Below are 12,094 nucleotides of genomic sequence, written 5' to 3' on the forward strand. Positions count from 1 at the left end.
ATAACTAAATTCATCACCATTTTGTGACAGCAAAGAATAAAAATTAGAGGGAAAATGAAGCTTGTTCAATTTTAAAGTAATATTAATAGATTTTTCCGTTTTCATCACAGTAAAATTCAATGGTAAATCTCTTCTCAAATTGAGCGTTATTTAATTCAAAAATCCCTTCTATTTGAATACTAAATGTTCGTCCGTCGTCAATTAAAGCTGTTTTATAGGAGGTTTGCTTCCACGTTCCTGATTGCGTTTTTATTAGTTTTGTAGAAACATTTTCAACAGAAGAAAACATTTGGCGTTTGCGAGATGCATTATATTGTGTTTCAAAATCCCCTGTTACCTCCACAGTTCTTAAAATATCAGGGAAGTACATATAGGTCTTTTTAGTTGTACTACCGTCTTCACTCGTAATTACAGGCTCTGGTGTAATCAGGTAATTATTAATTCTCTCTCTTTCTGTGGCTAAGTGTTGTCTCACCCAAGATTGAATGTTCTTTTCAAATTCTTCAGGTGAAATCCAATATTCATCTTCGAAGTCTTCAATTGGTCCAACAGCAATGTTTAAACCTGATTTCAATTCCATCGCTTCTTCTATAATTTTTACATATTGCTTATAGTACTGCTTTTTCATTTCTTCTGTAAGCGGTGGAAGTGGTTCTCCAACTGTATCCTCTTGCTCATCAGGAATAGCTAGGGAAGAATCCGTTGGCGATATATTTTGCTCCACATTTTGAATAGTAGGTATGAGACTGATTCCAATTAGGAGAACCGCAAATATTGAAACCATTAAAGGCTTCCATTGATATTTAGGTTTGTGAGATTGGTGTAATTTAGCCTGAATACTCGCTTTATCATTCTCGGATAGCTTAATAGATGTAGGTATAGATTTCTCAAGTTCATTTTTAATATTCATATTCTAAATCACCCTCCTCTATCGTAATTTTTGCTAATTTTCGTCCTCTGGCTAACCTTGTTTTTACGGTGTTAGGTGAGCATTTTAACACTTCAGCTATTTCTGCTATTGATAATTCAACATAATAATGCAGCCAAATCACTTCACGATATTTAGTGGGTAAAGAATTGACTAATTGCCCTATAGACTGATTCTGCTCTTGTTGTAAAATATCCAGTTCTAGGGAGTCTCGTTTTAGCCAGTTTTTCATTTTCTCCGTCACTTCAACTTTTTTATAATGCCAGCTTTTCAAATAATTTTTGCATTCATTTACGGCTATTCGATATAAATAGGTTTTAGCGGATGAACGTCCTTCAAAGACATCGATGCTTTTATAAAATTTAATAAAAACCTCTTGTACAAGATCCTCTGTCTTTTGTGGTTCTTTTACATATGTATAAATTAATCGCTTTAAATAATCTCCATGCTGATTCATTACTTCATAAAGCAATTTTTCTTTCTCATTAGGTGTCATGACGATCTCTCCCCTCTTATAACGTTAGACAAGGCTAGGAATGAACTGGTTTCATTTAAACTAAAGGAATATCCTCTCTTTTAATATGATATAGTGTAATTATGGTTAATTTTTCTAAATAACTGAAAGGGGCTATAGAATGGAAGAGATTTTAACAATTACGAATTTAACGAAGAGTTATGGAAACAAGGAAATCCTGAAAGGAATTGACCTTCATGCAGCTAGAGGTGAAATCATTGGTTATATTGGCCCCAATGGCGCAGGTAAAAGTACAACTGTAAAACTTATTCTAGGGCTAGAAGGTGATTATGGTGGCGAAATTAAGCTCTTTGGGAAAAGCATAAGACAAGATCAAATTGATTATAAACGGCGAATTGGTTACGTTCCTGAAATCGCTGATGTTTATGATAACTTAACAGGCTATGAGTATTTAACCTTCATCGGGCAGCTATATGGATTAGAGCTAGAGGAGGCGGCTGACAAATCCCAATCACTAATGGAACTGTTTGGAGTTGGTGAAGCGTACCATTCTAGAATTTCCTCTTATTCTAAAGGCATGCGTCAAAAACTACTAATTATTGCAAGCCTAATACATAATCCAGACCTGCTATTTTTAGATGAACCGATCAATGGCCTAGACGCAAACAGTGTCATGATTTTTAAAGAAATCTTAACGCAACTAGCTGCGAACGGAAAGACTATATTTTACTCATCCCACATTATGGATGTCGTTGAAAAAATCAGTAGCCGTATCATTCTGCTGTATGATGGAAAAATCGCAGCGGATGGAACATTTGCCCAATTACAAGCAGATAATACCGAAGGAACATTAGAAAGGATTTTTAACCAGTTAACAGGATTTCATGAACATCAGGAAATCGGAGAAAAATTTGTGTCCGTCGTTCGTGGGGGACAATTATGACAGATTTCAAAACGCTACGATTGCTTGATAAATTCCGATGGCTTTTTATAAAAATGGGCATTGATTATGGCATGATGAGAAAAATCCTCCATATAAAATTAACGATGGATGAACGGAAAGTACCTACCCTATTTAATCAAAACAAAAAGAAAGACAATCAAAAGTACGGCTACATTAAGTCTCTATGGATTTATATGTTATTCGGGCTTATACTTATCCCGCTTATGGGATTTGGTCAAAATTTTCTATTTCAGATGAGTATTGCCTTTGCAATGATCATCTTTTTGATTATGACTTCATTGATTTCTGACTTTTCTTCTGTGCTTTTAGATATACGAGATAAAAGCATACTTTCAACTAAGCCTATTTCGGCTAAAACAATTAATGCAGCAAAATTTATGCATATTTTTATTTATTTATCTTATTTAACATTGGCCCTCACAGCCATCCCTCTAATAGTCAGCCTTTTTACTCAAGGGATTGTATTTTTTATTTTAACAGGTCTTGAAATTCTATTAATGAATTTATTTATAGTTGCCATCACAGCCATTTTATATATTGCCATTTTACGCTTCTTCGATGGTGAAAAGCTGAAGGATATGATTAATTATGTACAAATTGCTTTATCTCTAATGCTGATGATTGGCTATCAAGTTCTTATTCGATCCTTTGAATTCGTCAATTTAGATATGGTAGTGTCGTTTCATTGGTGGAACCTCTTCTTAATACCGATGTGGTTTGCTGCGCCTTATGAACTCATACTGCATGGTGACACATCCTTATTGACAGTCATTTATACCATCTTAGCAGTGATTGTACCTATTATTTCAATTTGGATCTATATTAAACTCATACCAACCTTTGAACGTAATCTCCAAAAACTGCTAAGTACAAGTAAATCTAAAAAGGAAAAGAATAATCGACTAAAGTCGTTTTTATTAACCATTGTGTGTAGAACACACGAGGAACGAGCTTTCTATCGCTTCGCAACTCTGATGATGAAGCAAGAGCGAGAGTTTAAGCTAAAGGTCTACCCATCTTTAGGTTTTTCATTTATTATTCCCTTTATTTTTATGTTTACTTTTAGCCGAGGGGAAGAAGTCGATTATGCTAGTAGTATAAGCTATTTAAATATCTATTTTAGTATGATGATTATACCATCCGCTGTCCTTATGCTTGGTCACTCTGCTAAATATAAGGCCGCATGGATTTATAAAACGCTCCCGCTTAAAGATTATACAGATTTACAAAAAGGTAGCTTAAAGGCATTTTTAATTAAATTGTATACTCCGTTATTTTTAGTACTAAGTATAGTCTTTAGCTATATTTATGGTATTCGAATTATCCCTGATTTACTAGTTGTTTTGATAACAAGCTGGTTATATACCATCCTTTGTTTCGTCATGATGACAAACAAATTACCCTTTACCAAACCCTATGATGAAGTTAACGATGCACAAGGCTGGAAAATTCTTTTATTATTGATTCCTTTAGGCTTACTTGTAGGGCTTCACTATTTGATAGCTCAGATAACATACGGTGCTACTATATATTTCATTGTGCTTTTCTTCATCAACATTTTGATATGGAAACTGGTTTTTAAATCGGAAAAATAACCAAAAAAACGGCTCAAATCCTATAATAGAGTGGGATCAGCCGTTTTTTCCATGCTATGGTGTTGAAAAGATAAACGCAACGATTTCTTCCTCACCACTTTTCATATCTTTTATTTTATACGTATTTTGATTGACCTCGTTATCCCCTAATACAATAACCTTTGGCGTGTTTTCACGATTGGCTTTTTCCATCGCCTTTTTCACTTTTTTCCCACTTAGCTCAACTTCTATTTTATATTTTTCTCGCCGTAATGCAGTTGCTAGCTTTAGTGCCTCTTTTTCTGTTCCCAGAGGAATTATATAAATATCCACGCTAGGAGCGTTTTGCTCTATTTTTCCCGATAGCTCTAATGCTGTATAGATGACATCTAAACCAAATGAAATACCAACAGTAGCATAGGTTTGATTTGTCTCTAAAAGGCCACCAATCGCATTGTCGTAGCGTCCCCCACTACCAATACTTGAGCGGATTGTTCCATCTGCTAAAAAAATTTCATAAATTGTTCCTGTGTAAATTTCAAGTCCTCTTGCTAAAAATGGATTGAAAATACATTGTTCACTTATTCCAAGTGCCTCTAAATAAGAAGTTAGTTCCATTAATTCCTGTAAACCTTGTTGTAAAAAGACATTCTCGGTCGCGAATCCTTCAAAATACGCCATACTTATTTGAGGACGTTTCTCTAAAAAGTGTTTTATTTTATGAATACTATTATCTGATAACCCCAATGCCTTCAATTCTACGAGCATTGTTTTCTCGTCTATTTTTTCAATCTTATCTAACGTTAAAATGACGCGATTCATTTGATCCTGTTCAACCTCAAATAATTGCAGCAAACCGACTAAAAGCTTGCGATTATTAAATTGGAGATTAATTTTCAATTTAAGCTGATCAAAGGCATCTATCGCCATCATCATTAGCTCCGCCTCAGCAGCCTGTGATTCTATTCCAACAATATCAACATCACATTGTGTAAATTCGCGAAAACGACCAGCCTTAATCGGGCCATCTCGAAACACTTTGCCAATCTCATATCGTTTAAATGGCATAGCAATCGCTGGATTCATCGCTACAACTTTTGCAAATGGAATTGTTAAATCATAGCGTAACGCTAAATCACGCTCACCTCGATCTGTTAATGTATACATCTCCTGTAAAATCTCAGCACCACCACCATATTTAGAAGCCATCAGCTCTGTATAGTTAAGAATAGGTGTTTCTAACGGCTTGCAGCCATAGGCTATAAATGTATCTTCTAACGTACGTCGTATCACACGACGAGTAGCCTCCTGCTCTGGTAAGTAATCTTGTGTTCCTCGAACATTTTGGTAGTCCATTTTTTTCATCATCATTTCCTCCTCATTTTTAGAGCAATAAAAAAACCGTATAACGATAAAGCTCAAATCAGCTTTATTTATACGATTACATGAGAAATAGTCTTCCTATTCAATATTAATAAGTTAATAAAGATAGCAAGACTAGTGATGATGATGATGTTTTATTGTGAATGATTGGACAAGAGTAATGACCATGTTTATTCCCCCTTTTATATTAAGGGTTACTATAAGACACACCCGATAAAATGTCAAACTTTTTCTAAAATTCATACAGTATTTTTTTCATTTTTTCTAGAGTAGCTAACATTTCAGCTAACTCTTCAGTTGTTAAGTTAGCCTGGTACTTTTCTGTAATCTGTTGATTAAAGGCATCAACTTTCTGTTTATATAATAGACCCTTCTCACCCAATTCAACAGAAAAGGCACGCTTATCCTCCTCATGCTGCCTTTTCACTATATAGCCATCCTGTTCAAGCTTGGTTAATTGCTGACTCACTGCACTTTTTGTAATAGCCATTTTATCTGCTAGTTCTGAAGGTGTGCAGGATGGATGACGCATCACTAATGTTAAAAGAACATATTGCTGATTATTTAAGGAGAAATTAGTATAAGCTCTTTCCATTTTCTCAAGCATGATCCAAATATCTTCAATGGTTTGATTTATTTGCTCCGCTACCTGGTTATTCTTCATTTTTTTGAGTGTCACCTTTTTCTCGCCATTTTTTAGGATTTAGATAGCTTTTAAATTTGTTGGCTACGTCTTTTCCAACAAGTAAAGCACCAAGCCAAAATAAGATTTCAGCCAAAATAATACTTCCTGGTATAATTCCTGCCTTTACTTTTGTAGGTATCGGTGTGAAAGGTGTAATAATTGGGATTAACCATAAAGAAAGTGAAAAGATAATAATACCTAATCCAAGCTTATAAGCAAAAGATTTTTGTGTTTTTTCGTTAGAGGTCATGTATCTTCTCCTGTACAATAATTAATTTATTTAAGTTAACTAAACTATATGATACATTTCTTTTTATGTAAAGCTCTTTAATCTTTATAGCAAAAATCCCATCTATTTGAATAGTAAAAGTCAAATAGATGGGGTTACTAATTTAGTTATTTTCCAAATGTAAGGGGTATACGTAGCTCATCATTTGGCTTGTTAGTTAAATATTTATAAATGAGAATTTCTAGCTCCTTCTTGTCAAAATTCTCATAAACATCCATTCTTTTATTATTTTCAAGAATGCCCATAAATTCAGGCGTCCCATAGATTTTCTCTTTACCCTCTAAATAATAGGTTTGATTGACTCCAGCAAATCCTGGATCTGGGCTTAATGATTCGACATAAAGGTTATTGTCCTTTATATAATAAGTCCATGAAATTGGGTACCCTGCTATATTAGATGTTACACTTTGAGGCTTTGCTGATATGTTCGTTAATTGGATTGAATTGTCGTCTCCGTATAAACCTTCAACACGGTTCTTAGCAACGAAAGTTAAAGACTGATTTTCCAAAGAAGCTGCATTTAGTCCAGTTATTTCAAAGCGTAGCTCTGTTTCATTAGGATTTCCATCCTCACCCGAAATATACCCAGTCAATAAAGTTCCACCTACATCCAGTTGATAATCCATATAAGGGAAAGTTTCATATTTTTCTTGAGTAAGAATCAATCGAACTTGGGTCGGTGTAACCGTCATTTCATGAATTTTAGTTCCACCAGGCACATTGTCAATTGGAATATCTAGTACTTTCTTAAAAGACGTATTTTCCAGTTGTTTTTTAGAGAGATTTAGTTCCATATTCCAAGTGCTTTCTTTTGTTTCTAGTATGCGATTATAAGAAATTTGGAATTTAGTTCCCTCTTCTTGTAAGGCTTCAGACTCGAATAGTTGCTGGCTAAAATATTCTCCTTTTGCTCCCTGTTTTCCCATGAAAGACCTTTTCCCTGTTTCAATTGCATCATTCGTATTATTAATCGCCTCAATGAATATTCCTGTATTTCGGACTTTTAAATCTGTAAGTGTAACTGCCGTTTTAAGCAATATTTTACCCTCATCTTGTGCAAATGATTGAATAGACACCGTGTCAACTCCGTCCTTTTGAATAGGAAACACTTGCGTAGTTAAGTCATTAGGATTATAGTCGATAGAATATTTCTTATCGCTGATGAATTGAATATTCTCCATCATAAGCTCCACATCTGTCATCTGTCCTTCAGCAACCCAATCCGTTTCAAAATAACCCTGAAAGGTACCAAGCTCCTCATTCCAAGAATGTGTATAATTCCCTTCAATAAAGTTACCCTTTGAATCTTTCAGCCTAGTATGTTCAAAACCTATATCCTCTCCATCCCAAGAGGCATCAGGTTTCAAACTATACAAAAGAAAGGTTCTGTTATCATCGATAAACGCCGTATGTACAGTTAGCGTAAACCCATCCTTCGTAACAGATTGTTCAATCGTCTGCCCTAAGCCCTGATCTAATGCAGACTGAATACCAGCTCTATAAGAAAGAATAGTTGACCAATCATAATTCAGTGCTGCATAGACAGGTGTAGCCATTAGAGCGACAGTTAATCCTGCAACCAAAACAAATCTCTTTCTTTTTCGAGGTAGAACTTCGATCGGTTCATCTACCATTTTTAGTTCATCCTGCTGGATACTGTTCCACATTTGTTCAAAGTCAGGATACTTCATGTTATGGTCTGCGTTCATCTCTTTTTTCAATTGCTTTTCAATGCGTTCCAAATTGATTCTCTCCCTTCAACCATAAATTTTGATTTTGTTCTAGTTTTTTGCGCATGATTTTCAATGCCTTATGGAGTCTCGATTTCACTGTTCCCACTGGAATCTTTAGTGTTTCCGCAATTTCCACTAATGATAACTCACCAATGTAGCGTAGGGTGACAACAGCCATTAACTTTTCTGGTAGCTGTCTGAGTAGTGCCTCCCATTCCTCCTCAGCGGCCTTCTCCAATACAATGGTGTCTACAGATTTAACTGATGCCGTAGTTTGCTCCTGTAGCAACTGTACCTGGCTCACTTTTTTTAACTGAGCCTGCTTTCTTTTAAGCAAATTTAAACATTGATTCATCGCAATTCGTAAAATCCAAGCACGTGTATGCTCTACACTTCTCCAATCCTGACGAAAGACGGTGACAAATACGTCATGGCAGAGATCTTCCGCATCTTGGGCGTTCCGTAGCATGTAATAACAGGTACGGTAAACATCTTTGTTGTATGAATCGAATAATTCACGTTCTGTCAATTCAAGGCACTCCTTTCTGATGGTTCTACGTTATAAACAAATGGTTACTAGAAAAGGTTCATTTTTTTAAGAAATTCATATACGTACTTTTTTAATTTAGTGTTTATGTAAAAAAATCAAATTAACATGTGCAAAATAAAAACAGATGGCAATATAGAAGTCCATTATAGAACATCTAATCCATCTGTTTTTGCCAACTGGGGAATGGTAAGTGTAGGCAATATCATAAATCACATTTGATTTTTCAAGAAACTAATTTTAAATTTCGCCTTTTTTTCTTGCTGTCATTTCATCTTTCATTTCCTCTTTTAAAGCTTCAATTGACTGTTTACGTCGCTTATTTTTTTCCTTTAGCCTGTTACTTTCTAGAGGATCTGCAAATTCCATACTCATTTCTGCCTCCTGCACTTTCTCTTCAGTATTTTTAACAATATCACGAATGCGTTCAACATTATTGGATCGATCATCTGGTTTTCGATGTCTTAAATTAGCCATGTTAACCTCCTCAAATTGTGACATAAGGTTATTTTGGAATGATTTTATCATTATATGAGTGCTAAATTTTACTAAAATAACATCCTTTAATCGCTATCTGTCCAATAATTCTACCTTCATTAGAAGCAATTAAGTTTCGCCATTTACTAGCCTGACAGGACTTTTAGACAAGCTCTTCCTTCAAACCTTCATAGGCAGATTTTGAATGCATAAATACATATAAAACTAGAGAGATGAAAATTGCTACGAATCCAAAGGCGATGCAGACCATTTGTAGAGAGAGCCATTCCGCTAGCAATCCTAAGGCTAACGTAAAGACAATCTGTAGCGCATTAATGACCATTGTGGAAACACTACCAAAACGGCCCATAATTGATGTGGGTACACTTATTTGATAAAATGTGCTGTAGCCTGCATTACAAAATGACATACATATCCCTAATGCTATAAAGCTAACAATCGCCATTATGACATTCGGTGAAGAGTAAAACAATGTATAGCAAATTGTGGTCAAAAGCAGACCATAGACAATATATTGTCTTGTTGAAAACCTTTTAGCATAGCGAGCAGCCATTGCTCCACCAATTATTGCCCCAATCCCAGCAATACTAACAATGACACCATATAAACTATCTGAAGCTTGTAGCTTTTGTTTAATAAATGTAGCTTCCTGTGAGTCTAATGCAAAGGCAATCATCAATGCACCTTGAAAATAAAGAAATACTTTGGCAAAGACTTGCTCTTTTTTAATATAAGCGTAGACAATACCATAATCCTCTTTTAGCATCTTCCAAGTAATAGATTTTCGGTGCATCGCCTGATGATCTTCTACTGCGGGAAGCTTAAAAATCGAGAGCGCGCAGATAAAGAACGTTAATGCATTAAACCAAAACGCTACGTATACATCGGTAATGGCAATGATAAACCCAGCCAATGCTGGCCCAATTAAAAATGAGCCTGAGCTAAACATTCCTAATATTGCATTAAAGGATTGTTTATCTTCGTCTGGAATATATTTCGAAATATAATAGGTACTACTTGGTCCAAAAAAGCTACTTGCTATATTAGATAAAAATAATACGCAATAGATGAGCCAAATAGAGGAGGTAAAAGGTAACAATAAAATCAATATGCCACGAATAATATCACTATAGATCATTAATTTTTGTTTATTCGATCGATCAATAATGGAGCCTGCAAAAAAGCTTGATAAAATTCGAGCAACCGGTCCTACAATAAATATACTCGCCATAGCAGTAGGCGACTCTGTTAAATGCCACACTAATAAATTGAGGGCAACTAGATTCACCCAATTTCCTAAATATGAGAAACCAAAGCCAAATAGAATGAGCCAATACTTCCTAGCAATGCTCATAAGTCCCCTTTCTATCACCAAAATGAATGATTGGTCTTTTTTTACATAAAAGTATCTCTTTAGATAATCATATCTATTGAAGAATATCGGTGCAACTAAAAATAGCAACCCTTAGCTAAGTTCATCGCTTTGGGTTGCCTTTTTAGTTTTTCTTTATTGATAAAATGGCTTTACCTTGTAGCCGTTTTTCTCTAAATGATAGCGAATATTTTTATCAATTAGGAAATGACCTGAACCAACAACAACAAAGTACTTACCTTCTTTTTCTTCCAGTACATTCATGATTTTCTTGGCCATTTGTTCATCACGTAGACCAAATAGCATTTCATTAAATTCAGATGATGTACCTTCCATTGCTTGGAAGCTTTTTGCAAACTCTTCAACATTTCCTTGCTTCCAGCTTGTAAACCACTCTTGAAGTACTACAGATTGATTTTCTTCCGATGGATGAATAATACTATCCAGTACAGCGACTAATGACTGCTCCTGTGCCTCTGGTGATAATCCTTCAAACATATCAACCTGTGCTCTTGTACCTTCTAATTCAATTACTGGCTTTTGCTGCAACTGTGCATTTAATAAAAAGTAGATATCGATACCGTGCATAGCCATCTCTTGAGGTGTCATACCAAATGAATCGTCCATAGCTAGCATCGATAATGCACTCGAAAGCATCCACGGCTTTTGAACTGTTAGCTGGTCCATTGGCAGACCATAAAGTTTTGCTACTTGTTCAAGCTTCGCATATGTTTCTGGTGCAACAGCATCTTTCAATGTTGAGCCATCTGTATACATTGCTTTCTCCGAATAGTATTCTAGTGCTTCCGTATCCAAGATATTCGCCTCTACTAACAGTGCATCCGATTCATCAAATGCCGTTACTAATTTTTTATCGAATGGATATAAGTCTGGTGTTCCTAAATGAATAGAACCTAATAAGTAGATAAGCGTATCCTCGTCCTCTACTACCCAAGCAACCCCTTTAGATCCTTGCTCTGCAAGTGCATATGTACTCTGAATGAAACGAATAGCTAGCAAAACAGCCTGTTGAGTGGTTGCCTTTTTCTCTAGCTGCAATCCATTTGGAGAGCCTTGTAATATATGTTGCTCTTTCATAAATTGAACAGCATCTGTACCAACAGGTAAATCATACCGTGCCACAATATTATACAAGCGATTGACAATATCACCACGTGTATTATCGTTTTTCACACTTACTGGTTTGTATTGTTTATTTTCAGCTAAGCCTAGAGAGGCAATCTTCTTTTCTGTTAAAGCTAGTAGTTCATTTACTTTGTCCACTGGAATTTCCTGAAGAAAACCATCGAAGTACCAATCAGTTGAGTAGACCCCGTATTTTTCGCCCTCATTTAATGTTTCTATTGCCCATTCGCTTATCGACGGTACTAGGGGTGTTGTTTGCTCTTCAGCATGAATCACAGGGACAACTGTCGTCAGCATTAATGAGGCACCAAGCAACGCTGCACCCGTTCGTTTCATCATCTTTTTCATCAAATTCTTTTCTCTCCCTTTTCCTATTTTATGTATCAGTATCGTATGAAATTATACCATATACTCTCCAACTATTTTATAAGTAAAAGTGCAAATATTTACAAATATGTATTGACATTTCTCTATTTTGAAATAGTTATGAAGAGGTTGAA

Annotated in this window: 12 protein-coding genes; 2 read left to right on the plus strand and 10 right to left on the minus strand. The window is 35.4% G+C overall.

The genetic code is table 11. From position 1 onward, the window contains the following. Positions 1 to 82: 82 nt before the first annotated feature. Positions 83 to 910 (minus strand): hypothetical protein, encoded by an 828-nt coding sequence (locus LCP48_RS22205; RefSeq protein ID WP_225340527.1) that lies wholly within the window; start codon positions 908 to 910, stop codon positions 83 to 85. Next, complete coding sequence (locus tag LCP48_RS22210) at positions 900 to 1,424, minus strand: sigma-70 family RNA polymerase sigma factor (protein ID WP_004225272.1); 525 nt, start codon at positions 1,422 to 1,424, stop codon at positions 900 to 902. Before LCP48_RS22210 ends, LCP48_RS22205 begins: the two co-directional genes overlap by 11 nt. A gap of 139 nt (positions 1,425 to 1,563) precedes the next feature. Here LCP48_RS22210 and LCP48_RS22215 point away from each other — a divergent pair, with 139 nt between their 5' ends. Both LCP48_RS22215 and LCP48_RS22220 read left to right on the plus strand, forming a co-directional pair. After that, complete coding sequence (locus LCP48_RS22215) at positions 1,564 to 2,346, plus strand: ABC transporter ATP-binding protein (protein WP_004225273.1); 783 nt, start codon at positions 1,564 to 1,566, stop codon at positions 2,344 to 2,346. Continuing rightward, positions 2,343 to 3,962, plus strand: a complete 1,620-nt coding sequence (locus LCP48_RS22220; RefSeq protein ID WP_004225275.1) for a hypothetical protein — start codon at positions 2,343 to 2,345, stop codon at positions 3,960 to 3,962. Before LCP48_RS22215 ends, LCP48_RS22220 begins: the two co-directional genes overlap by 4 nt. A gap of 54 nt (positions 3,963 to 4,016) precedes the next feature. Here the strand turns inward: LCP48_RS22220 and LCP48_RS22225 are convergent, their stop codons facing one another. The 8 genes from LCP48_RS22225 to LCP48_RS22260 all read right to left on the minus strand — a co-directional run bounded on the left by LCP48_RS22225 (position 4,017) and on the right by LCP48_RS22260 (position 11,942). Beyond that, positions 4,017 to 5,306, minus strand: coding sequence for a histidine--tRNA ligase (locus tag LCP48_RS22225; protein ID WP_004225276.1), 1,290 nt, complete (start codon positions 5,304 to 5,306; stop codon positions 4,017 to 4,019). Positions 5,307 to 5,556: 250 nt separating this feature from the next. Further along, complete coding sequence (locus LCP48_RS22230; RefSeq protein ID WP_004225279.1) at positions 5,557 to 5,988, minus strand: MarR family winged helix-turn-helix transcriptional regulator; 432 nt, start codon at positions 5,986 to 5,988, stop codon at positions 5,557 to 5,559. Next, complete coding sequence (locus LCP48_RS22235) at positions 5,978 to 6,259, minus strand: transporter suffix domain-containing protein (RefSeq protein ID WP_004225280.1); 282 nt, start codon at positions 6,257 to 6,259, stop codon at positions 5,978 to 5,980. The genes LCP48_RS22230 and LCP48_RS22235 overlap by 11 nt, the downstream gene beginning before the upstream one ends. A gap of 146 nt (positions 6,260 to 6,405) precedes the next feature. Continuing rightward, positions 6,406 to 8,040, minus strand: a complete 1,635-nt coding sequence (locus tag LCP48_RS22240) for a DUF4179 domain-containing protein (RefSeq protein WP_004225281.1) — start codon at positions 8,038 to 8,040, stop codon at positions 6,406 to 6,408. Then, on the minus strand, positions 8,027 to 8,560 hold the full coding sequence (locus LCP48_RS22245) for an RNA polymerase sigma factor (protein WP_004225288.1): 534 nt from the start codon (positions 8,558 to 8,560) through the stop codon (positions 8,027 to 8,029). The genes LCP48_RS22240 and LCP48_RS22245 overlap by 14 nt, the downstream gene beginning before the upstream one ends. Before the next feature lie 258 nt (positions 8,561 to 8,818). Then, a complete protein-coding gene (gene tlp, locus LCP48_RS22250) occupies positions 8,819 to 9,055 on the minus strand; it encodes a small acid-soluble spore protein Tlp (protein ID WP_004225290.1) in 237 nt (78 codons plus the stop codon). 163 nt (positions 9,056 to 9,218) lie between these two features. After that, positions 9,219 to 10,430, minus strand: a complete 1,212-nt coding sequence (locus LCP48_RS22255) for an MFS transporter (protein WP_004225292.1) — start codon at positions 10,428 to 10,430, stop codon at positions 9,219 to 9,221. A gap of 153 nt (positions 10,431 to 10,583) precedes the next feature. After that, entirely contained in the window at positions 10,584 to 11,942 is a 1,359-nt protein-coding gene (locus tag LCP48_RS22260; protein ID WP_004225293.1) for a TraB/GumN family protein, read from the minus strand. Positions 11,943 to 12,094 lie beyond the last annotated feature (152 nt).

Source organism: Lysinibacillus capsici (genome assembly GCF_020217405.1).
GTDB lineage: Bacteria > Bacillota > Bacilli > Bacillales_A > Planococcaceae > Lysinibacillus > Lysinibacillus capsici.